Consider the following 23,444-nt stretch of genomic DNA (forward strand, 5'->3'; position numbering starts at 1 on the left):
CCCGCCTACCGCCGCGACGACCGGCGCGACGACAGCCGCGGCGGCTACGGCGATCGTGGCGGTTTCCGCCGCGACGACCGCCGTGACGACCGCCGCGACGACCGCCGTGACGACCGCCGTGACGACCGCCGTGATGACCGAGACCGCGGTGAGCGCGGTGGCTTCCGTGGCCGGGACGACCGAGGCAGCCGTGGGCCCCGGCCGGCCGACCGCGGTGGTCGGCCGGGTGGCTTCCGCGGGCGTGACGGGCGTGACGACCGCCGTGACGACCGCCGTGACGACCGGCGTGGTGGCGGCCGCTTCCGCGACGAGCGCGACCGGGACCGTGAGCCGATCAAGCGGCTGCCGATCCCGGAGGACGTCACCGGTGACGAGATCGACAAGGACGTCCGGCAGGAGCTGCAGAGCCTGCCCAAGACGCTCGCGGAGGACGTCGCCAAGAACCTGGTGATGGTCGCGCGGCTCATCGACGAGGACCCCGAGGGTGCCTACGGCTACTCCAAGGTGGCCCTGCGTCTGGCGTCCCGTGTGGCCGCCGTACGCGAGGCCGCCGGGTTCGCGGCGTACGCCAGCCAGAAGTACAGCGAGGCCCTCGCCGAGTTCCGTGCCGCGCGGCGCATGACCGGCAGCGCCGAGCTGTGGCCCGTGATGGCCGACTGCGAGCGTGGGCTCGGGCGGCCGGAGAAGGCGCTGGACATGGCCGGCGCCCCCGAGGTGCACAAGCTGGACAAGGCCGGGCAGGTCGAGATGCGGCTCGTCGCGGCGGGTGCCCGCCGTGACATGGGTCAGCTGGACGCGGCCATCGTGACCCTGCAGAGCCCCGAGCTGGCCTCCAACTCCGTCCAGCCGTGGACCGCGCGACTGCGCTACGCCTACGCCGACGCCCTGCTGGCCGCGGGCCGGGAGAACGAGGCGCGCGAGTGGTTCGCGAAGGCCGTCGAGGCGGACCGGGACGGCAGCACGGACGCCTCCGACCGGCTCGCCGAGCTGGACGGCGTGGAGTTCGTCGACGCCCTCGACGAGAACGAGAACGAGAGCGAGAACGAGAGCGAGAGCGGGAACAAGGAGGTCGAGGGTGGCAACGAGGACCAGCGCGATGACAGCGCTGCCTCTGCGGACGCCACCGCCGCTCAGGACGACGACAAGGACTGACCCGAGCGGGTGACGACGTGACAAAAGGGCGGGACCGGCCGGTCCCGCCCTTTCGCATGTGTGCTGACAGATCTGTGGGATCTGTCAGGTCCTTCAGATCTCCAGCGCCCGCAGCACCAGCCCCGACGCCGGCTTGGGGCCGAACGACGTCGACTTGCGGGGCATGGTCACGCCCTGGCGGGCCAGGTCGCGTACGACGTCCTCGTGGACCGGGTGCAGCAGGACGGCCGTACCGCCGTCGCGCTCCGCCTTCGCGACCGTGGCGGAGGTGTCGTGGATGTAGGCGATGTGGGCCGGGGAGTCCTCGGGGATGTGCCAGACGTGGTCGAGGAGTGTGGCGTGCAGGACCGTGGCGTCCAGGGAGCGCCAGGCGGCCGGACGGTCCTGGGGGATCGTGCGGGCCAGCAGGTCCGGGTCCGGGAGGTCGACGAGGTGGAAGGCGCCGTCGCCGGCCAGCAGGAAGGCGTTGCCGGCACAGGCCGCGTCCGCCAGCAGTCCCAGCGCCTCGGCCAGCGGCACGTCGAGGTGGCGTACCCGGAAGAGGCCGTTCAGGGCTGTCAGTGCGTCCGCGACCGGCAGGCCGTGCAGCAGGCGGTGGATGGCGCGGACGCGCAGCGGGTAGCGGGCGGTGTCGACCAGCAGGACCAGGCCGTGGTCCCAGGGGCTGGGGGAGGGGTGCTCGGCGCGCAGCAGCCGGTAGGTGGCCCAGCGGTGGTGGCCGTCGGCGATGAGGGCCTGGTGGTGGCCCAGGTCGGACTGGATGCGGGCCACGTCGGCGGGGTCGGTGACCGACCACAGGCTGTGGTGGAATCCGTCCTCGGTGGTCGTGGCCAGCAGCGGGGGCTGTTCCGCCGTGCGCTCGACGACCTCGGCCGCCGCGCCGTTGCCGTGGTAGGTCAGCAGCAGGGGTTCCAGGTTGGCGCGGGTGGCGCGCATCAGGGCCGCGCGGTCGGCGACCACCGGGGGCATGACGTCCTCGTGCGGCAGCACCACGCCGTCCGCGGGCTCTGACACGCGTAGAGCGCCGATGAGACCGCGCTGGACCATGCCGTTGCCGTCCCGCTGTTCGTACACGTACAGGGCCGGGTCCGGGTCGGTGGTCAGGACGCCCTCGGCGAGCCAGCGGCGCAGGGTGTCGGCTGCCTGTTCGTTGCGGGCGCTGGGGGTGCCGGCCTGGGGGAGGATCAGACGGACGATGTTGTACGGGTCCGCGGCCTCGAGATGGTGCAGGCCGTCGGGGCGGACGACGACGTCGTAGGGCGGGGAGGTGACGGAGGCCAGGCTGCCGACCCGGTCGGGGTCGTAACGAAGGCCTCGGAACGGGGTGAGTTCCAGGCCTCGGCGCGCCGTTGCTTCCGAGTGACCTGCAGTGTTCATCCCGGCATCGTACGTGTGTCAGTGGCGTGCGGGATGATCGGGGGAGAGACCGTCGAGCAAGGAGCGATGTGGAATGAGCCAGGGCGTCAGGACGAGGCCCGAGGGCAGTGGGCAGCCCCTGAGCGAGGCGTACGACACGGCGCTGCTCGATCTGGACGGGGTGGTGTACGCGGGCGGGAGCGCGATCGTGCACGCCGTCGACTCGCTGGCCGAGGCCCGCGCGTGCGGGATGCATCTGGCCTACGTCACCAACAACGCGCTGCGCACGCCGGACGCCGTGGCGGAGCACCTGACGGAGCTGGGGATACCGACGGGGGCAAACGACGTCATCACCTCGGCGCAGGCGGTCGCGCGGCTGATCAGCGAGCAGGTGCCGGCCGGGTCGCGGGTGCTGGTGATCGGTGGTGAGGGGCTGCGGGTGGCGCTGCGCGAGCGCGGTCTGACGCCGGTGGAGTCGGCGGACGACGATCCGGCGGCGGTGGTGCAGGGGTACGGCGGGCCCGAGCTGACGTGGGGGCGGTTCGCGGAGGCGTCGTACGCCGTGGCGCGCGGGGTGCCGTGGTTCGCGTCCAACACCGACCTGACGATTCCCAGCGGGCGGGGCATCGCACCGGGCAACGGGGCGGCCGTGGAGGTCGTCCGGATCGCGACGGGTGCGGAGCCTCAGGTGGCGGGCAAGCCGCTGCCCCCCATGCACCGGGAGACGATCCTGCGTACGGGCGCGAAGCGGCCATTGGTGGTCGGGGACCGGCTGGACACTGACATCGAGGGCGCGTTCAACGGCGGGGTGGACTCGCTGCTGGTGCTGACCGGTGTCACGGACGGCCGGCTGCTGCTGGCCGCGCCGCCGCAGTACCGGCCGACGTATGTGGACGCGGATCTGCGCGGGTTGCTCACGGGCCAGCCGGAGGTCACCGAGGACGGGGCCGGTTTCCGCTGTGGGGGCTGGACGGCGACCGCAGGGGCGATGGGGGTCCCCTCTGCTGGAGCGAAGTCGGGAGCTTGGGGGAGGCTGGAGCTGGAGGGCGAGGGCGATGCCCTGGACGGGCTGCGGGCCCTGTGCGCGGCGGCCTGGACGGCTGCCGGGGACGGTTCCTGCGAGCTGGACGGAGGGAAGGCGCTGGCCCGGCTCGGGCTCTGACCGCGCGTCAACCTGGGGACCGACAACCGCAGGATCGAGACCTCGGCATCGAGACCTCGGCATCGAGATCACATGCGAGGGTAGGCTAACCTAACTTCGTGTTGGTCGACAGTCCTCCGGAACAGCGCGCGGAGACCGCCCCCGCGCCCCCAACCCGCCGGGCGGTACGGGCCCTTGGGCTCCTCCTCTCCGTCGCGATCCTGGTGCTCGTCGCCCTGGCGAGCATCGCGATCGGGGCGAAAGCGCTGACGTCGGACCAGGTCTGGCACGGCCTGTTCCACGACACGGGGACGTACGGCGACGTCGTCGTCGACGAGCGGCTCTCGCGTACGGTCCTCGGTCTGCTGGCCGGCGCCGCGCTCGGCCTGTCCGGGGCGGTGCTGCAGGCGCTGACCCGCAACCCGCTGGCCGACCCGGGGCTGCTCGGCATCAACGCCGGTGCCTCCGCCGCCGTCGTCACGGCCATCACCTACTTCGGCGTCACCAGCCTCACCGGCTATGTGTGGTTCGCCTTCGGCGGGGCGGCGGCGGTCGGCGCGCTGGTCTGGTTCCTCGGCGGCAGCCGGGGCGCCACACCGGTACGGCTGGCGCTCGCCGGTACGGCGATCAGCGCCGCGTTGTACGGCTATCTCCAAGCCGTGATGATCATGGACGACGCGGCGCTGGCCAGAATGCGCTTCTGGACGGTGGGTTCGCTGGCCTCGGCCACCGACTCGACCATCGTGCAGGTGCTGCCGTTCCTCGCGGCCGGCACGCTCCTCGCGCTCGCCCTGGCCCGGCCGCTGAACGCCGTGGCGATGGGCGACGACACCGCGCGTGCCCTCGGTGCCGACCTGGCCCGCACCCGGACGCTGGCCATGCTCGCCGCCACCGTGCTCTGCGGCGCCGCGACCGCGGCCTGCGGCCCGATCGTCTTCGTCGGCCTGATGGTCCCGCACGTCGTGCGCTCCTTCACCGGCCCCGACCTGCGCTGGATCCTGCCGTACACGACGGTCCTGTCCCCCGTGCTGCTGCTCGGCGCCGACGTCATCGGCCGGGTCGTGGCCCGCCCCTCGGAGCTCCAGGTCGGCATCGTCACCGCGATCATCGGCGGTCCGGTCTTCATCTTTCTCGTACGACGGCGGAGGACGGCCCAGCTGTGAAGACCAACCGTGTCATCAGGACGCCGGGCGGGCTCTCGCTGCGGCTGGACGTGCGGGCCGTCACCGTCGTCGTCCTGCTGCTGCTCGCCGCGCTCGCCGCGAGTGTCGTGCTGATCGGTACCGGCGACTTCCCGATCTCGGCGAGCGACGTGGTAAGGACACTGCTCGGCGACGGCAACGCCGGCCAGGAGTTCATCGTCGACGAGCTGCGGCTGCCGCGGGTCCTGGTCGGGCTGCTGGTCGGCGCCTCCCTGGGGCTCGGCGGGGCGCTGTTCCAGGCCGTCACCCGCAATCCGCTGGGCAGCCCGGACGTGCTCGGCCTCGGGCAGGGGGCGACCGCCGGGGCGCTCGTGATGATCGTGCTGTTCTCCGGGAGCGCGGCCCAGGTCACCGTGGGCGCGCTCGTCGGCGGCCTGGTGACCGGGCTAGCCATCTATCTGCTCGCCTGGAAGCAGGGCGTGCACGGTTATCGACTGGTCCTGGTCGGAATCGGCCTCTCCGCGGTCGTCACGGCGATCAACGGCTATCTGCTCACCGTGTCCGACATCGTCGACGCGGCCCGTGCCGTCGTCTGGATGACGGGGTCCCTCAACGGCCGCGACTGGGACCAGGTCTGGCCGCTGCTCGGGCTGTGCGCCGTACTCGTGCCGCTCGTCCTCGCCAACGCGCGCGGCCTCAGGACGATGGAGATGGGCGACGACGTCTCGAACGCCCTCGGCGTGCGCGTCGAGCGGGTACGGGCGCTGCTGATGGTGGCCGCCGTCCTGCTCACCGCGACCGCCACCGCCGCGGCCGGCCCGGTCGGCTTCGTGGCCCTCACGGCACCCCAGCTCGCCCGTCGCCTGACCCGGTCTCCCGGCCCGAACCTGCTGCCGTCCCTGTGCATGGGCGCCGCCCTCCTGGTCACCGCCGACTGGGCCTCGCAGCGCGCCTTCGGCGCCGACCAGCTGCCCGTCGGCGTGGTCACCGGGGTCCTCGGCGGCGTCTACCTGCTGTGGCTCCTGGTCACCGAGCGCAGGGCGGGCCGGATATGAGCGGCTCGGGGAAGCCGGACACGAGCGGCTCAGCGATCAAGAACACCCGAAGGAGCACTGTGAACCGCCTGTCCGCCGAGAACGTCACGCTCGCCTACGACCAGCGGGTCATCGCCGAACAGCTGTCGGTGGAGATCCCCGACAACTCCTTCACGGTGATCGTCGGCCCGAACGCGTGCGGCAAGTCGACGCTGCTGCGGGCGCTGTCGCGGATGCTCAGGCCGAGCCGGGGCCGGGTGCTGCTGGACGGGCAGGTCATCCAGTCGATGCCCGCCAAGAAGGTCGCCCGGACCCTCGGCCTGCTGCCGCAGTCGTCCGTCGCGCCGGACGGGATCACCGTCGCCGACCTCGTCGGCCGCGGCCGCTACCCGCACCAGGGCATCCTGCGGCAGTGGTCGGCGGAGGACGAGCGGGTCGTCCAGGAGTCCATGGCGCAGACGGGCGTCGCCGAACTCGCCGACCGGTACGTGGACGAGCTGTCCGGCGGCCAGCGCCAGCGCGTGTGGATCGCCATGGCGCTCGCCCAGCAGACCCCGCTGCTGCTCCTGGACGAGCCGACCACCTACCTCGACATCCAGCACCAGATCGACGTCCTCGACCTGTGCGCGGAGCTGCACGAGACCCAGGGCCGCACCCTCGTCGCCGTCCTGCACGACCTCAACCACGCCGCCCGTTACGCCACCCACCTCATCGCCCTGCGCGGCGGCCGGGTGATCGCCGAGGGCGCCCCGAACGACATCGTGACGGCCGAGCTGGTCGAGGAGGTCTTCGGGCTGCGCTGCCAGATCATCGACGACCCCGAGACCGGGACCCCCCTGGTGGTGCCGGCCGCCAGGAAGGCGCGTACGGCGCGGGTTACAGCAGCTTCCTGAGCCGGAACAGGTCCAGCAGGTTCGCCTCCAGCCGCACCCGGCCCGAGCCCCAGGCGGTCGCGAAGTTCAGTTCGCCGTTCACCAGGGCCACCAGGTCGTCGCCGGCCATGGCGAGCCTGATCTGCGCCTTCTGGCGCGGTGGCCCCGGGTACGTCTCGTCCACCTCGATCCGGCCGCCGGTGAGCCGGCCGGCGAAGGTGACGTCCAGGTCGGTGATGTGGCAGCTCACGGAGCGGTCCAGGGCGGCGGCCGCGCGAGCGTCGCCCTCGGCGCCCTGCATGTTGTCCGAGAGCTTTCCCAGTGCGGCGCGGCACTCCTCGATCGTGGCCATCGCGCACGACGGTACCCCAGCGGTTCGGGGTAGCGTCTGGGCATGAGCGAGTCCGTGTCAGAGGCCGAGGTCGGCACCGAGTTCATGGCCGGGGCGGAGGCCGTGGCCGATGTCGAACCCGAGTACGACCCCGCCGCCCCCGCACCCCTGAACGTCCCCCGCACCCCGACCGGCAACGCCGAGGTCGACGCCCAGCTGGAGCGGCTGGGTGACACCGACCACCTCGCCACCGACGGACATCTCGAGGTGTACGAGGATGTACATCGGGGGTTGCGCGACGCGCTCACCGCGCTCGACGCCCGCCCGGGACCTCCGGTTCCCACCCGGCACCCGACCGTCGCCCCTCAATGAGACCCTTCGGGGAGACCCTTCGGGTCACACCTTTTGAATCGCCGTACGAAAGCAGGAGCTGAACCGAACGTGGCAGGAGTCGCACGCCGCCGTCTGGACGCGGAGCTGGTCCGCCGGAAGCTCGCGCGCTCGCGCGAGCACGCCAGCCAGCTGATCGCCGCCGGGCGGGTCACCGTCGGCAAGACCGTGGCGACCAAGCCGGCCACGCAGGTGGAGACCGCGGCGGCGATCGTGGTCCAGTCCGACGACAGCGATCCCGACTACGTGTCGCGGGGCGGGCACAAGCTCGCGGGCGCGCTGGAGGCCTTCGTACCGCAGGGGCTCGTGGTCGAGGGGCGGCGCGCGCTGGACGCCGGCGCGTCCACCGGAGGCTTCACCGACGTCCTGCTGCGCGCGGGCGCCGCGCACGTGGTCGCCGTGGACGTCGGATACGGCCAACTCGCGTGGTCTCTCCAGAGCGATGAACGCGTCACCGTCAAGGACCGTACGAACGTACGCGAGTTGACGCTCGAGGCGATCGATGGGGAACCTGTGGATCTTGTCGTGGGTGATCTGTCCTTCATCCCGCTGGGGCTGGTGCTGCCCGCCCTGAAGCGGTGCGTGAAGCCGGACGCCGACCTGGTGATGATGGTCAAGCCGCAGTTCGAGGTGGGGAAGGAGCGGCTCGGCAGCGGGGGTGTCGTACGGAGTCCGCAGCTGCGGGCGGAGGCCGTGCGGGGGGTGGCCGAGAAGGCCTGGGAGCTGGGGCTCGGGGTGCGTGGAGTCACCGCCAGTCCGCTGCCCGGTCCCTCGGGCAATGTCGAGTACTTTCTCTGGCTGCGGTCCGGTGCCCCCGAACTGGACCCGGCCGACGTTGACCGTGCAGTGGCGGAGGGGCCGCGTTGACACAGAACCGAGCGCGTACTGTTTTCCTGCTCGCCCACACCGGGCGTCCCGCGGCGATCCGCAGTGCGGAACTCGTGGTCAAGGGACTGCTGGGACAGGGCATCGGGGTGCGGGTGCTGGAGGAGGAGGCGCGCGACCTGCCGCTGCCCGAAGAGGTCGAGCTGGTCAAGGAAGCGACACCGCAGTGCCTCGACGGCTGTGAGCTGCTGATAGTGCTCGGCGGCGACGGCACGCTGTTGCGCGGCGCGGAGTTCGCCCGGGCGTCCGGGGTGCCGATGCTCGGCGTCAACCTCGGACGGGTGGGGTTCCTCGCGGAGGCCGAGCGGGACGACCTCGATCGGGTGGTCGACCGGGTCGTCGCGCGGTCGTACGAGGTCGAGGAGCGGATGACCGTCGATGTCGTCGTGCACCGCAACGGGGACATCGTGCACACGGACTGGGCGCTGAACGAGGCGGCCGTGCAGAAGGCCGGCGCCGAGAAGATGCTCGAGGTCGTGCTCGAGATCGACGGGCGGCCGGTTACCGCCTTCGGGTGTGACGGGATCGTGCTGTCGACGCCGACCGGGTCCACGGCGTACGCGTTCTCCGCCGGGGGGCCGGTGGTGTGGCCCGAGGTGGAGGCGCTGCTGATGGTGCCGATCAGTGCGCATGCGCTGTTCGCCAAGCCGCTGGTCACCTCGCCGGATTCGGTGCTCGCTGTGGAGGTTCTGCCGCATATCCCGCCGGGGGTGTTGTGGTGCGACGGGCGGCGGACCATCGAGTTGCCCCCTGGGGCGCGGGTGGAGGTCCGGCGGGGGGCTGTGCCGGTCCGGCTGGCTCGGCTGCACCACGCTTCGTTCACGGATCGGCTCGTGGCCAAGTTCGCGCTGCCGACCCATGGGTGGCGGGGGGCGCCGCACCACTCGCCGGAGTGAGATAGGCGGGCCGTGTGCACTCGCCCGCCCGGACCTCGTATGGTCTGTTCCGTGTTGGAGGAGATGCGGATACGGTCGCTCGGGGTCATCGACGATGCTGTCGTCGAGTTGTCGCCGGGGTTCACCGCCGTCACCGGTGAGACGGGTGCGGGCAAGACCATGGTGGTCACCAGCCTGGGGCTGCTGCTCGGTGGGCGGGCTGACCCGGCGCTCGTGCGGATCGGGGCCGGGAAGGCGGTCGTGGAGGGGCGGATCGCCGTCCCCGCGGACGCCGCCGCCGTCGTACGTGCGGAGGAGGCCGGGGCCGAGCTGGACGACGGTGCCCTGCTGATCAGCCGTACCGTTTCCGCCGAGGGGCGCTCGCGGGCGCACCTGGGCGGGCGCAGCGTGCCCGTGGGGCTGCTCGCCGAGCTGGCCGACGACTTGGTGGCCGTGCACGGGCAGACCGACCAGCAGGGGCTGCTGAAGCTGTCCCGGCAGCGGCAGGCCCTGGACCGGTACGCGGGCGACGGCGTCACCGTGCCGCTGGCCAAGTACACCGAGGCCTACCGGCGGCTGCGGGCGGTCTCCGCCGAGCTGGAGGAGATCGTCACGCGCGCGCGTGAACGCGCCCAGGAAGCCGACATGCTCCGGTACGGGCTCGAGGAGATCGCGGCCGTGGAGCCGCGGGCCGGGGAGGACGTGGAGCTGGCCGAGGAGGCGGAGCGGCTCGGGCACGCCGAGGCGCTGTCGTCCGCCGCCACCGCCGCGCACGCCGCCCTGGCGGGCAATCCCGAGGACCCCGAGGGGATCGACGCCTCGACCCTCGTCGCGGGCGCGCACCGGGCCCTGGAGGCCGTCCGCTCCCACGATCCCGCGCTCGCCTCCCTCGCCGACCGGATCGGTGAGGTCGGGATCCTGCTCGGCGACGTGGCCGGCGAGCTGGCCGGGTACGCCGACGACCTGGACGCCGACCCGCTGCGGCTGGCCGCCGTGGAGGAGCGCCGCGCCGCGCTGAACGGCCTCACGCGCAAGTACGGCGACGACATCAACGCCGTTCTCGCCTGGGCCGAGCAGAGTGCCGCGCGGCTCACCGAGCTGGACGGCGACGACGAGCGGATCGACGAGCTGACCGCCGAGCGGGACGTGCTCCGTACCGAGCTGGGCGGGCTGGCGCAGGCGCTGACGGACGCCCGGACGGAGGCCGCCGAGCGGTTCGCCGCCGCGGTGACCGCCGAGCTGGCCTCGCTGGCGATGCCCCACGCGCGCGTGTCCTTCGACATCCGGCAGACCGAGGACCCGGAGGGCGTCGAGGTCGACGGGCGCACGGTCGCGTACGGGCCCGCGGGCGCGGACGAGGTCGAGCTGCTGCTCGCCCCGCACCCGGGCGCGCCGCCGCGGCCCATTGCCAAGGGCGCCTCCGGCGGTGAGCTGTCCCGCGTGATGCTGGCCGTGGAGGTCGTGTTCGCGGGGACCGACCCCGTGCCGACGTACCTCTTCGACGAGGTCGACGCCGGTGTCGGTGGCAAGGCCGCGGTGGAGATCGGGCGGCGCCTGGCGAAGCTCGCCAGGACCGCACAGGTCGTGGTGGTCACCCACCTGCCCCAGGTCGCCGCCTTCGCCGACCGCCAGCTGCTGGTCGAGAAGACCAACGACGGCTCGGTCACCCGCTCCGGCGTGAAGGTGCTGGAGGGCGAGGAGCGGGTCCGCGAGTTGTCCCGGATGCTGGCCGGCCAGGAGGACTCGGAGACTGCGCGTGCGCACGCGGAGGAGCTGCTGGCCACGGCCCGAGCGGATCTGTGACGCCGACGGGATGATCGACCGCGCCCGAAGGTCCCGCTCGTTCCTGCTGTCCGCCGCGCTCACCCGGGCCGGCCAGACGTTCCTGCGCGCCGAGCCGCCCGGCGGGCGCGAGCGCTGGGAGCGGAAGAACCACGCGGGGCGGACCGTCGGGCTGTACGCCGGGCCCGCCTCGGCTCTCGGCACGGCGGTCGCGGCCGCCCGGGTGCACCCCGGTGCCGGGCTCGCGGTGCTGGCCGCCGGGGCCTGCGGGGCGTACGACGACGTCGCCGGGGCCGGGGATCCGCGGCGTGGGTTCCGGGCACACCTGGGTGCGCTGCGGGACGGTGAAGTCACCAGCGGGGCCGTGAAGTTGTTCGGGATCTCCGCCGCCGGGCTGGTGGCCGGTGCCCTGATGAAGGAGCGGCCCCTCGACAAGGCGCTGGCGGGTGTGGTGATCGCCGGGGCCGCGCACTTCGTGAACCTGGTAGACGTACGGCCGGGGCGTGCCGCCGGTGCGGTCCTCGCGCTCGGGGCGCCGGGGCTGCTGCGCAACGGGCCGGGCGGGGAACTGGCCGCGGCGGCCCTGGGCGGTGCCGCGGCCGTGCTGCCCGACGACCTCGGGGAGCGCGTGATGATCGGTGACGCCGGGGCGCACGCCCTGGGGGCGGCGCTCGGTGCCGCCGTGGTCGCGTGCAACCGGCGCACGGGGTTGCTCGCGCACGCCGTTGTAGTGGTGGCTGCTGCGGCATATGGGGACCGGGTGAGCGCCGCGGCGCGCGCTGTGAGTCTCTGACCTGGCGGTACGGGCGCCCGTACCGTTCCGTCGAGCCGAGGTCTTCTTCACCCGTGTGGGTGACATGCTCCGGCGCACTGCTCCGGCCCGCCGCGCTGTGCGCCTCCCCGGATTACCCGGAACGGCCGTACGTCCTGGCATGCTTGGCAGGTAACGCAGGGCGGGCGGCGGGTGAACGCAGCGCGGGTGGCGGGTCGAACGCAGTCCGCGCGGGAGGCGCGCGGTATGTCCTTCCGCCCCTCTCCGCCCGATACCTTCAGTACGTTTCTTCCTTCAGTACTTTTCTTCGTGATCGCCCGCGCCGAGTCAGGAGCCCCGGCCTCGTGAGCCCCGTGAGCAGCAACGCACCGCACGGCCAGTCGCCGCTGCGCACCGTGCAGGTGCTGGGCGGAGGCAACGCCGGCAGCAGTGCGCACGTGCGCTCCCTGGCCGAGGGGCTCGTCGCCCGGGGCGTGCGGGTCACGGTGTGCGCCCCAGACGAGGCCGATCACGCCTACGACTTCACCGGGGTCGGCGCCGACCATGTGCACGTCCCGCGCAGCAGCGACCCGGGCTCCGTGGCCGCGCTCCGGGCGGCCTGCGCCGACGCCGACCTGGTGCACGCGCACGGACTGCACGCCTCCTTCCGTGCCGTGCTCGCGCTCAGCGGGCGCCGCACCCCGCTGGTGGTCACCTGGCACAACCGGGCCCGGGCCGAGGGGGCGCGGGCGCATCTGCTGCGGCTGCTGGAGCGGCGCGTGGTCAGGACGGCCGCCGTGGTGCTCGGCACCACCTCCGACCTGGTCGACCGGGCGCGCCGGACGGGCGCCCGGGACGCCCGGCTCGCGGCCGTGGGCCTGCCCGGGCGGCGCCGCCCGGTCGACCACGACGACCCCGACCGGCTGCGGCCCAAGACCCGCGCCGAACTCGGCGCCACCGGCCGCCCGGTGCTCATGGCGGTCGGCTCCCTCGACCGGGAGCGCGGCTACGACGTCCTGCTCGACGCGGCCCGCGCCTGGCGGGACCTCGACCCGGTACCGCTGGTCGTCGTGGCGGGGGAGGGGCCGCTGCGGCCGGTGCTGCAGCGGCGGATCGAGGACGAGGAGCTGCCGGTGCGGCTCGTCGGACGCCGCGAGGACGTGCCCGAGCTGCTCGCGGCCGCCGATCTCGCACTGGTGACCAGCAGTTGGGAGTCCCGGTCCGTCCTCGCCCAGGAGGCGCTGCACGCGCGTGTGCCGCTCGTCGCGACCCGTGTCGGCGGCGTCCCGGACCTGGTCGGCGACGCCGCCGAACTCGTCCCGTACGGCGACGCGGAGGCGCTCGCGGACACCGTCGTACGGCTGCTCGCGGATCCGGAGCGGCGCGAGCTGCTGCGGGAGCGGGGCACGCGACAGGCGGCCACCTGGCCGACGGAGGACGAGACCGTCGCCCAAGTGCTCAGCGTCTACGACGAGTTGACCCAGCCGAGGCCGCTCGCCTAGGGCACGTGCCGACGCGCCCGCAGGGCGAGGCTCAACGCCAGTACGGTCTGCGGGTCGTCGAGGTCGGTTCCCAGCAACTCCCCGATGCGGGCGAGCCGGTTGTAGAGGGTCTGGCGGTTGAGGTGCAGCTCGCGGGCGGTCTCCGCCTTGCGGCCCGCATGCGCCAGATAGGTCTCCAGGGTGGGCAGCAGCGGCGGCTTGGAGCGGAGGTCGTGGTCGCGCAGCGGGCCGATCGCGCGGTCCACGAAGGCCGCCAGGTCCGGGTGGTCCCGCAGCCGCCACAGCAGCAGGTCGATGTCCAGGCGGCGGGCGTCGTACCAGGGGCGGTCGGTCAGGCCCTGCGCCGCCGTCGCCGTCTCCGCCGCGTGCCGCAGGCCCGCCGACGCGGCCGCCCAGCCACCGGCCACCCCGACCACCACGACCGGCGGCGGGGCGCCCGGCCGCTGCATCCCGGCCCGCTCGACGCCCGCCCGCAGCGCCGCCGCCACCCGGTCCGCGACCGCGGAGCGCTCCGACTCCGAGCGCAGCCCGAGCAGCACCGGCACCCGGCCCTCGACCGGCCGCACACCCAGCAGCACCGGCACGCCCACCGAGGCCAGCTCCTCGGCGACCGCCCGCGCCAGCACCGCCCAGCCTCCGCCGGGGGAGAGCGAGTCCCCGACCCGCATCACCACGGGCAGCAGCGGGCTGTTGCCGGGCTTGAAGCCGAGGACCCGGGCCTGCGCCGGGGCGTCCTCGGCAGTGATACGGCCCTCGGCCAGATCGGTCAGGAAGTCGCCGCGCCCGCGCGCCGCCAGCTCCTCCTCCTGCCGGGCCTGCATCAGCACCACGGCCAGGATGCCCGCGGCCCGCTCGGCGGCGATCCGGTGCACCGGAGCCAGCGGCGAGCGCACCGGCAGCAGCACCAGCCGGGCCCGTACCGCCCCCGGCCCCGCTCCCGGCCCGCCGCCGGGCACGTCCACGAGCACCGAACCGGCGGGCGGCGGCGCGTCCTTGTGCGGACCCCGTAGCCCCTCCCACACCTGCAGCGGATCCGCGCCCTCGGGGCCGGACCCGGCGGCGTACAGCAGCCGGCCGTCCACCGTCTCCAGGAACACCGGGTTGGCGCTGAAGTCGGCCAGGATGCCCAGCACCTGAGGTACCCCGCCACCGCCCAACAGTGCCTCGGTACACCGCCGGTGCACCTCCTCCGCACGCTGCAGCAGCGCGTAGTGGCCGTTGACGATCTCGGTGTGGATCTCCTCGGTGACGGTCACGAACGGCACCTCGCGGTGCAGCTGGACCAGGGGCAGCCCCGCGCTGCGGGCGGTGTCCACCAGGGCGGCCGGCAGCCGGGTGAAGCGCGGGCCCAGCTCCACCACCAGCGCGGCGATCCCGCGCTCGGCGAGGGTGCGCACGAACGCGCGCTGCTCGGCCGGGCGGGTCCCGAGGCCGTAGCCCGTGGTCAGCAGCAACTCGCCGCCCTTGAGCAGCGAGGCGATGTTCGGCACCTCGCCCGCGTGCACCCAGCGGACCGTGCGCCCCAGCCGGTCGGCGCCCGCCAGGATCTCCGGGAGCCCACTGCGCAGTCCCGGCAGCTCCAGCGCCCGTTGAACGGTGATCCCGGCGCCCTGAGTGGCGAATCTGCTCTCCGTACCGCTGTCCATGGAGCGGACGCTACCTGCGCAAACGCCCGGACGACAGCTCGGGAGCCGGCTACACCGGACGGATGTTGTGGTTGAAGCGGAACACGTTGTCGGGGTCGTACGCCCGCTTCACCTTCTCAAGGCGCAGCAGGTTCCCGGCGCCCAGCCCCGCGCGCACCCGCTCGGCGCCCTCCTCGCCGATGTAGTTCAGGTACACATCACCCGTGCTCCACGGCCGGACGCCCGCGCGCACGTCCCGCACCCAGGCGACGGCCCGCTCGTCGTCGGCCGGGTCCTCCCAGACGGCGAACGGGTGCACCGCCCAGGGCGCGTCCCGGTAAGGCACCGGGTACTCGTGCGGACCGGCGGCGATCGCACCGCCCTGCGGGAAGACGATGTGCTGGGTGGCGGTCGGCACGGGCATGTCCGCGGCCCGGGCGCAGTAGACGTCCACCAGCTCGTCGGGCAGACCCGTCAGATACTCGGCCGACCAGTGGTTCCGCAGGCCGGGCGGAACGTCCAGCATGCACTGCAGGTCCACGTACGGCACCGAGCCGACCAGCCCCGACTCGTGCGGCAGCGCCAGCAGCGGCTCGGCCAGCTTGCGCAGGTCCTCCTCGCCACCGGTGTACGTCAGCAGCGCCGCGCACACCAGCCGCCCGACCAGGTGCTCCGGCACGAACTCCGCGGGCGGGCCGGTGAGGTACAGCACCGCGCCGCCCAGCTCGTCGGGGCCGGTGCCGAGGACCTCCCGGAAGGTGCGGACCGCGGCCGGGCCGGCCTCCGGCAGGTACAGCAGCAGGGCGACGGCGAACTCGGGCAGCTCGTGCAGCTCCAGGGTGAGCGCGGTGGCGACGCCGAAGTTGCCGCCGCCGCCGTGCAGGGCCCAGAACAACTCCGGGTTCTCGTCGGCGTTGGCGTGCACCTGCTCGGCGTCGGCGGTCACCAGTTCCACCGCGATGAGGTTGTCGACGGCCAGGCCGAAGGCGCGGTCCAGCCAGCCGGTGCCGCCGCCCAGCACGAACCCGCCGACGCCCGTGGACGAGATCCGGCCACCGGTGGTCGCGAGGCCGTAGGGCTGGGTGGCCCGGTCCAGCCGGCTCATCGTGGCCCCGCCCTCGACCCGGACCGCCTCGCTCGCCGGATCCACGGTCACCCGGTGCATCCGGCGCAGGTCCACCACGAGCGCGCCGTCGCCCAGGGCCGTACCGGCCACGCTGTGCCCGCCCCCGCGCACCGCGATCGGCAGGTCGAGTTCCCGTCCGAAGCGCACCGCCCGGACCACGTCGGCCGCGTCCGCGCACTGCGCGATCACGGCAGGACGCTTGTCGATCATCCCGTTGAAGACGGCACGCGTGTCGTCGTAGCCCACGTCCCCCGGGGCGAACACCTCGCCGGCCAGATCCTCGCGCAGCGCGGCGAGGGCCGCGCCCGCCTTCGAGAGGGAAGCCATGGCCGCCCCCTTCCGCGCAGGGGGTAGTTCGCTTCCAGCCTAGGCAGGCCCGGTCACCCGGTCGCGCTCAGCCGCCGTACGCTCCGGAGGCCGTCAGCCGCAGCGCGGTGTCGATCAGCGGAACGTGGCTGAAGGCCTGCGGGAAGTTGCCGACCTGGCGCTGCAGGCGCGGGTCCCACTCCTCGGCGAGCAGACCGAGGTCGTTGCGCAGCGCGAGGAGCTTCTCGAACAGCTTGCGGGCCTCGTCCACCCGGCCGATCATCGCCAGGTCGTCCGCCATCCAGAACGAGCAGGCCAGGAAGGCACCCTCGTCGCCCGGAAGGCCGTCGACGCCCTCGCTCTCGCCCTCCGTCGGGTAGCGCAGGATGAACCCGTCCGTGGTGGACAGCTCGCGCTGGATCGCCTCGATGGTGCCGATCACCCGCTTGTCGTCCGGCGGCAGGAAGCCCATCTGCGGAATCAGCAGCAGCGAGGCGTCCAGCTCCTTGGAGCCGTAGGACTGGGTGAACGTGTTGCGCTCCTGGTCGTAGCCCTTCTCGCACACGTCCCGGTGGATGTCGTCGCGCAGTTCCTTCCAGCGCTCCAGCGGACCGTCCGCGTCACCGGACTCGATCAGCTTGATGGTGCGGTCCACCGCCACCCAGGCCATCACCTTCGAGTGCACGAAGTGCCGGCGTGGGCCGCGCACCTCCCAGATGCCCTCGTCCGGCTCCTGCCAGTGGTCCTCCAGGTAGCGGATCAGCTTCAGCTGGAGCAGGGAGGCGTAGTCGTTGCGGGCCAGACCCGTCATGTGCGCCAGGTGCAGGGCCTCGGTGACCTCGCCGTACACGTCCAGCTGGAGCTGGTGCGCCGCGCCGTTGCCGACCCGGACCGGGGCGGAGGCCTCGTAGCCCGGCAGCCAGTCCAGCTCGGCCTCGCCCAGCTCGCGCTCGCCCGCGATGCCGTACATGATCTGCAGGTTCTCCGGGTCGCCCGCGACCGCCCGCAGCAGCCACTCGCGCCAGGCCCGGGCCTCCTCGCGGTAGCCCGTGCGCAGCAGCGAGGACAGGGTGATCGCCGCGTCCCGCAGCCAGGTGTAGCGGTAGTCCCAGTTGCGGACGCCGCCGATGTCCTCGGGGAGCGAGGTGGTGGGCGCCGCGACGATGCCACCCGTCGGGGCGTACGTCAGCGCCTTCAGGGTGATCAGCGAACGGATCACCGCCTCGCGGTACGGACCGTGGTACGTGCAGTGGTCGACCCACTCGCGCCAGAAGTCCTCCGTCGCCGCCAGCGACTGCTCCGGCTCCGGCAGCGGCGGCGGCTCCTTGTGCGAGGGCTGCCACGAGATGGTGAACGCGATCCGGTCACCCGGGGCGACCGTGAAGTCGGCGTAGGTGGTCAGCGACTTTCCGTAGGTCTCGGCCTCCGTGTCGAACCAGACCGAGTCGGGTCCGGCGACCGCCACCGTCCGGCCCTCGTGCTTGTGCACCCAGGGCACCACCCGGCCGTAGGAGAACCGCATCCGCAGCGCGGAGCGCATCGGCACCCGGCCGGTGACGCCCTCCACGATCCGGATCAGCTGCGGCGCGCCGTCACGCGGCGGCATGAAGTCCGTCACGCGCACGGTGCCGCGCGGGGTGTCCCACTCCGACTCCAGGATCAGCGAGTCGCCGCGGTAGCTGCGCCGGGCGGCCGTGGGGGGCTGCGCGTCGGCCGCGTGCGCCGGGCCGAGCCGCCAGAAGCCGTGCTCCTCGGTGCCCAGCAGGCCGGCGAAGATGGCATGCGAGTCGAAGCGGGGCAGGCACAGCCAGTCGACTGTGCCGTCCCGGCAGACCAGTGCCGCGGTCTGCATGTCTCCGATGAGTGCGTAGTCTTCGATGCGCCCGGCCACGTGCAACTCCAGTCGAACGGCCACGTCACCCCCGCACAGGGGGGCTGTCGCTAGTGCGGTCAAGGGGTCGTTGTTGTGCGTCGTTGAGCGGTGAAGCAAAGCAGCCCGCCGAGCCCTGAGGCAACACGACAGTCTTTGCTCAACGAACTGCCGCGCTCTCGTTGTTCCGGGTGATGCAGGCGGGGGTGTGCCGTCGTTCCGGTCGGGCTCGGCAGCGAGTGTCCGAGCAGGATACGACGCACGTAGATGATCTGCGCGCCGCTCCAGGCAACCCGTGTGGGCCGAACGAGTGACCAGCGGGTGATATCGATGTGACCACTGCGCACCTGTGTATACGCACGTGGTGCCGTCCCGTGTCGGCACGAGCGCGGAGCGTGGCCGGAAGCCATCCCGTCCAGGCGCTGATACGCTGGTAGCCCGTGGACCGGTGGGCGACAAACCCCCGAACCGCAGCGACGGCACCTCCGGAAATCTCCGGGTGGCAGCCGCACAGCACAGACAGCGACCACGGGAGCCCCCTCTTGGCCATGCCGCCGAAATCTACGACGACCAAGCACATCTTCGTCACCGGGGGTGTCGCCTCCTCGCTCGGCAAGGGCCTCACCGCCTCCAGCCTGGGCATGCTGCTCAAGGCCCGTGGCCTGCGCGTCGTGATGCAGAAGCTCGACCCGTACCTGAACGTCGACCCGGGCACGATGAACCCCTTCCAGCACGGTGAGGTGTTCGTCACCAACGACGGCGCCGAGACCGACCTGGACATCGGCCACTACGAGCGCTTCCTCGACCGCGACCTGGACGGCTCCGCCAACGTCACCACCGGTCAGGTCTACTCCACGGTGATCGCCAAGGAGCGGCGCGGCGAGTACCTGGGCGACACCGTGCAGGTCATCCCGCACATCACCAACGAGATCAAGCACCGCATCCGGCGCATGGCCACCGACGAGGTGGACGTCGTCATCACCGAGGTCGGCGGCACGGTCGGCGACATCGAGTCGCTGCCGTTCCTGGAGACCGTCCGCCAGGTCCGCCACGAGGTCGGCCGGGACAACGTCTTCGTCGTCCACATCTCGCTCCTTCCGTACATCGGCCCGTCCGGTGAGCTGAAGACCAAGCCGACCCAGCACTCCGTCGCCGCGCTGCGCAACATCGGTATCCAGCCCGACGCGATCGTGCTGCGCTGCGACCGCGAGGTGCCGACCGCGATCAAGCGCAAGATCTCGCTGATGTGCGACGTCGACGAGGCCGCCGTCGTCGCCTGCCCGGACGCCCGCTCGATCTACGACATCCCGAAGGTCGTGCACACCGAGGGCCTGGACGCCTACGTCGTGCGCAAGCTCGACCTGCCCTTCCGGGACGTGGACTGGACGACCTGGGACGACCTGCTCGACCGCGTCCACAACCCCGACCACGAGATCACCCTCGCCCTGGTCGGCAAGTACATCGACCTGCCCGACGCCTACCTGTCGGTCACCGAGGCGCTGCGCGCGGGCGGCTTCGCCAACAAGGCCCGCGTCAAGATCAAGTGGGTCACCTCGGACGACTGCAAGACCCCGGCCGGGGCCAAGGCGCAGCTCGCCGACGTCGACGGCATCTGCATCCCCGGCGGCTTCGGCGACCGCGGTGTGCTCGGCAAGGTCGGCGCCATCCGCTTCGCCCGCGAGAACAGGATCCCGCTGCTCGGCCTCTGCCTGGGCCTGCAGTGCATCGTGATCGAGGCCGCGCGCAACCTGGCCGACATCCCGGACGCCAACTCCACCGAGTTCGACCCGGCCACCGCCCACCCGGTCATCTCCACCATGGCCGAGCAGATGGACATCGTCGCCGGTGAGGGCGACATGGGCGGCACGATGCGGCTCGGCATGTACCCGGCGAAGCTGGCCGAGGGCTCCATCGTGCGCGAGGTGTACGACGGCAAGGAGTACATCGAGGAGCGGCACCGTCACCGCTACGAGGTGAACAACGCCTACCGCGCGGAGCTGGAGAAGAAGGCCGGCATCCTCTTCTCGGGCACCTCGCCGGACGGCAAGCTCGTCGAGTACGTCGAGTACCCGCGCGACGTCCACCCCTACCTGGTCGCCACGCAGGCGCACCCCGAGCTGCGCTCGCGGCCGACCCGTCCGCACCCGCTCTTCGCCGGCCTGGTGAAGGCCGCCGTCGAGCGGAAGAATTCCAAGTAACACACCGGTTGTACGGTGGCCGGGGTGCATACCTTCAAAGGTGCGCACCCCGGTTTCACTTTTGCCGGGTTTTTTTGAAAGCGTGTGGGAGGACAGGGCATGACGATCAAGGACACCCCCGAGGAGTGGGAGATCCGGGCGACGGAGACCCCCTTCCGGGGCAACAAGACCTCCGTCCGCACGGACGACGTGGTCATGCCCGACGGCTCCGTGGTCCGCCGCGACTACCAGGTGCACCCCGGCTCGGTCGCCGTCCTCGCCCTGGACGAGGAGGACCGCGTCCTGCTCATCCGCCAGTACCGCCACCCGGTGCGGCACAAGCTGTGGGAGATCCCGGCCGGCCTGCTCGACGTGCCCGGCGAGAACCCGCTGCACGCCGCCCAGCGCGAGCTGTACGAGGAGGCGCACGTCAAGGCCGAGAACTGGCGGGTGCTGACCGACGTGTACACCACCCCCGGCGGCTGTGACGAGGCCGTACGGATCTTCCTCGCCCGTGATCTGTCCGAGGCCGAGGGGAAGCGCTTCGAGACGGAGCACGAGGAGACCGACATGGAGTACGCGCGCGTGCCGGTCGACGAGCTGGTGCGCCTGGTGCTCTCCGGCGACGTGCACAACAACTGCCTCGTCGTCGGTGTCCTCTCCCTGGTGGCGGCCCGCGGCGGGGAGGGTCTCGACGCGCTGCGCCCGGCCGACGCGCCGTGGCCCGCACGCCCTTTCGAGTCCTGAACCCACCCGTCCGCGCATTGGTGTGACGATCGCCTGATCCGATCGGGGGACGTGCCCGCCGTGCTCCTCCCGGAACGTCGCAGAGCGTGAACTAGGCTCTGGAAAACGCCCGTACCGGAAGATCCGGCGGGCTTGCGCGTGCGGTGGGACGGGAGCGTGGCCCGTGACGGATCAGGCGGTGGACACAGACGGCGGGCGGCTGTCCGCGCACCCGGCCACGGGGGACCATTTCCTGGGCCGCACACGGGAGTTGAAGGGACTGCGCGCCGACATCGAGCGCGCGGGTCTGGACACCCTCTCCGGCCGCAAGGCACCCCGCGCGCGTGTGCTCCTCATCGCGGGCCGCCCCGGCTCCGGCCGGAGCGCCCTCGCCGAGGAACTCGTACGACAGGTCGCCGAGCGTTACCCCGACGGAGTGCTGCGGGCCCGGCTCAGCGAGCCCGACGGCACCCCCGTACCGATCGAGCGCACCGCCCGCGAGCTGCTCGCCGCGCTGGACGTGCAGGCACCCGCCGGGGCCGCCGAGGACGACCTGACGGAGGAGCTGCGCGCGGCCCTCGCCGAGCGGCGCGTCCTGCTCCTGCTGGACGACGCGGCCGGTGCCGAGCAGGTCGACGCGCTGCTGCCGGACGCCCCGGACTGCCTGGCGGTCGCCGTCTCCGGCGGCCCGCTCACCGGCATCGCGGACGTCCGCCCCTGCACCCTGGGCGGCCTCGACACCAAGTCCGCGGTGGAACTCCTCACCCGCTACACCGGCTCGGTCCGCATCACCGTCGACCCGCGCTCCGCCGAGAGCCTGGCCGAGGCGTGCCAGGGCCACCCGGCCGCGCTCACCCTGGCCGGCGGCTGGCTCGCCTCCCGGCCCCAGGCGGCCGTGTCCGACCTCGCCAAGCGGATGCACACCGACGCCGTCGCGGGCGCCGAGGGCGACAGCACCCCGCTGGCCCGTGTCTTCCGGCTCGTCCACGACCAGCTGGCGGACCCCGCGGCCCGGATACTGCGACTGCTCTCGCTGGCGCCGGCCGGCCTGATCGACCCGCACACCGCCTCGGCCCTGGCCGGCTGCTCGGTGGGCGCGGCCCGCGCCGCCCTGGACGAGTTCGTCCTGCTCGGCCTGCTGCGCACGGTGGACTCCCCGCTGCCCGAGTACGACGTCCCCGGCTGTCTGCACCCGCTGCTGCGCTCCTTCGCCGAGAGCCTGGAGCGCCCGGCGGAGCTGCAGCTGGCCCGGGCCCGCATGCTGGAGCGGACCGTACGGCTGCTGCAGTCGTGCCGCGCGATCACCGAGACGGACAGCCCGCAGGCCCGGGAGAAGCTGCAGGAGATGCCCAAGGCGCTGCGCTTCCCGACCCCCCGGGCTGCCGAGGAGTGGCTGCGCGTGCGCCGGCCCGCCCTGCTGGCCGCCGTCCGCGTGGCCGTGGCCGACGGGGAGCTGGACACCCTCGCCCGCCGGCTGATGTCCCAGCTGGTCAGGGCCATGGCGGCGCACTTCGGCACGCAGGCGGCCGCGCCCGACCTGTACGGCCTCCACGGTCTGGTCCTGGATGTCGCCGAGCGGCGCGGGCTGCACCGGGAGCGGGCCGCGGCTCTGCTGAACCTGGGCGATCTGGACGCGCAGACCGGCCGCACCCGGGACGCGCTGGCCCGCTACCGGGCTGCCCTGGACGCCGGACGCGAGGCGAACGACCCGTACGCGACCCGCCGCGCGATGGAATCCGTAGGCGGCGCGTACCAGGAGCTGGGGGACTACGACCGGGCCGCCGACTGGTTCGGCCGGGCCCTCGCCGAGCGGCTGGCCCGGGGCGAGCGCACCGAGGCCGCCCGGCTGTACGGCCGGATCGCCACCGCCCACACCTACGCGGGCCGCTACGGCGAGGCGCTCAGGAACTGGCGGGCGGCCGTCGCCGGGTACCGCAAGGACGGTGATGTCGCCGCGCACGCCCGGGCGTTGAGTGAACTGGCCCGGGTCCAGGAGTACGCGGGGCGGCCCGAGGAGTCGCTGCGCACCTGCCAGGAGGCCGTGGAGTGGGCGCGGCGCGCCGACGAGGTCCGGCTGCAGGCCGCGCTGCAGCTCAGGCTGGCCGACACCCTGGACCGGCTCGGCGACCCGACGGCCGCCCGCCTGCACCGCGCGACGGCAGAGCGCATGCTGAACGAGGAGCACCCGGAGGAGGACTCCGGCCCGGATCAGGACGCTAACGCCTGCGAAATCCGTAGTGCATCCAGCGAAGATTGATGCAATGAAAGGCTAGACACTCGGAACACCTTCATTAAACTGGCTCTGCCGCTCGTTCTCCTGCGGTGTCTCCCGGTGTGCCCCTGCATGCCTGGGTATGTCTTGTAATGCACCCCCCCATACCCTCTGAGCCAAGGACCGTGA

At 72.8% G+C, this 23,444-nt stretch carries 19 protein-coding genes; 14 read left to right on the plus strand and 5 right to left on the minus strand.

Features of this window, described 5'->3' with window-relative positions; all coding sequences use genetic code 11:
- Positions 1-342: 342 nt before the first annotated feature.
- Positions 343-1,152: a hypothetical protein gene (locus tag ACIF83_RS44840; RefSeq protein WP_399736387.1), complete on the plus strand. Its 810-nt coding sequence runs from the start codon at positions 343-345 to the stop codon at positions 1,150-1,152.
- Positions 1,153-1,245: 93 nt separating this feature from the next.
- Here the strand turns inward: ACIF83_RS44840 and ACIF83_RS44845 are convergent, their stop codons facing one another.
- A complete protein-coding gene (locus tag ACIF83_RS44845) occupies positions 1,246-2,529 on the minus strand; it encodes a DUF1015 domain-containing protein (RefSeq protein WP_399736309.1) in 1,284 nt (427 codons plus the stop codon).
- A 73-nt stretch (positions 2,530-2,602) separates the two neighbouring features.
- Between ACIF83_RS44845 and ACIF83_RS44850 the strand changes: the two genes are divergently transcribed.
- The 4 genes from ACIF83_RS44850 to ACIF83_RS44865 all read left to right on the plus strand — a co-directional run bounded on the left by ACIF83_RS44850 (position 2,603) and on the right by ACIF83_RS44865 (position 6,718).
- Entirely contained in the window at positions 2,603-3,670 is a 1,068-nt protein-coding gene (locus ACIF83_RS44850; RefSeq protein WP_399736312.1) for an HAD-IIA family hydrolase, read from the plus strand.
- Between the two features lie 98 nt (positions 3,671-3,768).
- The gene (locus tag ACIF83_RS44855) at positions 3,769-4,812 is read left to right on the plus strand and encodes a FecCD family ABC transporter permease (protein WP_393476563.1); all 1,044 of its coding nucleotides are present in this window, start codon (positions 3,769-3,771) and stop codon (positions 4,810-4,812) included.
- The gene (locus ACIF83_RS44860; protein ID WP_393476560.1) at positions 4,809-5,846 is read left to right on the plus strand and encodes a FecCD family ABC transporter permease; all 1,038 of its coding nucleotides are present in this window, start codon (positions 4,809-4,811) and stop codon (positions 5,844-5,846) included. The genes ACIF83_RS44855 and ACIF83_RS44860 overlap by 4 nt, the downstream gene beginning before the upstream one ends.
- 59 nt (positions 5,847-5,905) lie before the next feature.
- Positions 5,906-6,718 (plus strand): ABC transporter ATP-binding protein, encoded by an 813-nt coding sequence (locus tag ACIF83_RS44865; RefSeq protein ID WP_393476557.1) that lies wholly within the window; start codon positions 5,906-5,908, stop codon positions 6,716-6,718.
- Here ACIF83_RS44865 and ACIF83_RS44870 read toward each other — a convergent pair.
- A complete protein-coding gene (locus ACIF83_RS44870; protein WP_393476555.1) occupies positions 6,702-7,049 on the minus strand; it encodes an SCP2 sterol-binding domain-containing protein in 348 nt (115 codons plus the stop codon). The two genes, ACIF83_RS44865 and ACIF83_RS44870, sit on opposite strands and share 17 nt — an antisense overlap.
- A gap of 42 nt (positions 7,050-7,091) precedes the next feature.
- On the opposite strand from ACIF83_RS44870, the gene ACIF83_RS44875 reads away from it, so the two are divergent.
- The 6 genes from ACIF83_RS44875 to ACIF83_RS44900 all read left to right on the plus strand — a co-directional run bounded on the left by ACIF83_RS44875 (position 7,092) and on the right by ACIF83_RS44900 (position 13,213).
- On the plus strand, positions 7,092-7,400 hold the full coding sequence (locus ACIF83_RS44875) for a hypothetical protein (RefSeq protein ID WP_393476552.1): 309 nt from the start codon (positions 7,092-7,094) through the stop codon (positions 7,398-7,400).
- 69 nt (positions 7,401-7,469) lie between these two features.
- On the plus strand, positions 7,470-8,285 hold the full coding sequence (locus ACIF83_RS44880) for a TlyA family RNA methyltransferase (protein WP_386574498.1): 816 nt from the start codon (positions 7,470-7,472) through the stop codon (positions 8,283-8,285).
- The gene (locus tag ACIF83_RS44885; RefSeq protein ID WP_386574499.1) at positions 8,282-9,199 is read left to right on the plus strand and encodes an NAD kinase; all 918 of its coding nucleotides are present in this window, start codon (positions 8,282-8,284) and stop codon (positions 9,197-9,199) included. Before ACIF83_RS44880 ends, ACIF83_RS44885 begins: the two co-directional genes overlap by 4 nt.
- A 39-nt stretch (positions 9,200-9,238) precedes the next feature.
- Positions 9,239-10,981, plus strand: coding sequence for a DNA repair protein RecN (gene recN / locus ACIF83_RS44890; protein ID WP_393476549.1), 1,743 nt, complete (start codon positions 9,239-9,241; stop codon positions 10,979-10,981).
- Between the two features lie 10 nt (positions 10,982-10,991).
- Positions 10,992-11,753, plus strand: coding sequence for a hypothetical protein (locus ACIF83_RS44895; protein WP_393476546.1), 762 nt, complete (start codon positions 10,992-10,994; stop codon positions 11,751-11,753).
- A 323-nt stretch (positions 11,754-12,076) separates the two neighbouring features.
- Entirely contained in the window at positions 12,077-13,213 is a 1,137-nt protein-coding gene (locus tag ACIF83_RS44900; protein ID WP_393476543.1) for a glycosyltransferase family 4 protein, read from the plus strand.
- Here the strand turns inward: ACIF83_RS44900 and ACIF83_RS44905 are convergent.
- The 3 genes from ACIF83_RS44905 to ACIF83_RS44915 form a co-directional block, all read right to left on the minus strand.
- Positions 13,210-14,859 carry a PucR family transcriptional regulator gene (locus tag ACIF83_RS44905; RefSeq protein WP_393476541.1) on the minus strand — a complete coding sequence of 550 codons (1,650 nt, stop codon included), beginning with the start codon at positions 14,857-14,859 and terminating at the stop codon, positions 13,210-13,212. The two genes, ACIF83_RS44900 and ACIF83_RS44905, sit on opposite strands and share 4 nt — an antisense overlap.
- Before the next feature lie 49 nt (positions 14,860-14,908).
- A complete protein-coding gene (locus tag ACIF83_RS44910) occupies positions 14,909-16,291 on the minus strand; it encodes an FAD-binding oxidoreductase (protein ID WP_393476538.1) in 1,383 nt (460 codons plus the stop codon).
- A gap of 67 nt (positions 16,292-16,358) precedes the next feature.
- Positions 16,359-18,161, minus strand: coding sequence for a glycoside hydrolase family 15 protein (locus ACIF83_RS44915; RefSeq protein ID WP_393476624.1), 1,803 nt, complete (start codon positions 18,159-18,161; stop codon positions 16,359-16,361).
- 527 nt (positions 18,162-18,688) lie between these two features.
- Between ACIF83_RS44915 and ACIF83_RS44920 the strand changes: the two genes are divergently transcribed.
- The 3 genes from ACIF83_RS44920 to ACIF83_RS44930 all read left to right on the plus strand — a co-directional run bounded on the left by ACIF83_RS44920 (position 18,689) and on the right by ACIF83_RS44930 (position 23,300).
- Positions 18,689-20,338 (plus strand): CTP synthase, encoded by a 1,650-nt coding sequence (locus tag ACIF83_RS44920; protein WP_393476622.1) that lies wholly within the window; start codon positions 18,689-18,691, stop codon positions 20,336-20,338.
- Between the two features lie 99 nt (positions 20,339-20,437).
- Positions 20,438-21,064: an NUDIX domain-containing protein gene (locus tag ACIF83_RS44925; protein WP_393476535.1), complete on the plus strand. Its 627-nt coding sequence runs from the start codon at positions 20,438-20,440 to the stop codon at positions 21,062-21,064.
- Positions 21,065-21,227: 163 nt separating this feature from the next.
- The gene (locus ACIF83_RS44930) at positions 21,228-23,300 is read left to right on the plus strand and encodes a tetratricopeptide repeat protein (RefSeq protein ID WP_399736325.1); all 2,073 of its coding nucleotides are present in this window, start codon (positions 21,228-21,230) and stop codon (positions 23,298-23,300) included.
- Positions 23,301-23,444: the final 144 nt, after the last annotated feature.

The sequence above is a fragment of the Streptomyces sp. NPDC085866 genome (assembly GCF_044541035.1).
Classification (GTDB): Bacteria; Actinomycetota; Actinomycetes; order Streptomycetales; family Streptomycetaceae; genus Streptomyces.

What these genes read in the sequence shown, in the direction of transcription:
- ACIF83_RS44845 (WP_399736309.1), bottom strand. Translation starts at nt 2,529, where the DNA reads ATGAACACTGCAGGTCACTCGGAAGCAACGGCGCGCCGAGGCCTGGAA.
- ACIF83_RS44850 (WP_399736312.1), top strand. Translation starts at nt 2,603, where the DNA reads ATGAGCCAGGGCGTCAGGACGAGGCCCGAGGGCAGTGGGCAGCCCCTG.
- ACIF83_RS44870 (WP_393476555.1), bottom strand. Translation starts at nt 7,049, where the DNA reads ATGGCCACGATCGAGGAGTGCCGCGCCGCACTGGGAAAGCTCTCGGAC.
- ACIF83_RS44875 (WP_393476552.1), top strand. Translation starts at nt 7,092, where the DNA reads ATGAGCGAGTCCGTGTCAGAGGCCGAGGTCGGCACCGAGTTCATGGCC.
- recN (WP_393476549.1), top strand. Translation starts at nt 9,239, where the DNA reads ATGGTCTGTTCCGTGTTGGAGGAGATGCGGATACGGTCGCTCGGGGTC.
- ACIF83_RS44895 (WP_393476546.1), top strand. Translation starts at nt 10,992, where the DNA reads ATGATCGACCGCGCCCGAAGGTCCCGCTCGTTCCTGCTGTCCGCCGCG.
- ACIF83_RS44905 (WP_393476541.1), bottom strand. Translation starts at nt 14,859, where the DNA reads ATGGACAGCGGTACGGAGAGCAGATTCGCCACTCAGGGCGCCGGGATC.
- ACIF83_RS44910 (WP_393476538.1), bottom strand. Translation starts at nt 16,291, where the DNA reads ATGGCTTCCCTCTCGAAGGCGGGCGCGGCCCTCGCCGCGCTGCGCGAG.
- ACIF83_RS44920 (WP_393476622.1), top strand. Translation starts at nt 18,689, where the DNA reads ATGCCGCCGAAATCTACGACGACCAAGCACATCTTCGTCACCGGGGGT.
- ACIF83_RS44925 (WP_393476535.1), top strand. Translation starts at nt 20,438, where the DNA reads ATGACGATCAAGGACACCCCCGAGGAGTGGGAGATCCGGGCGACGGAG.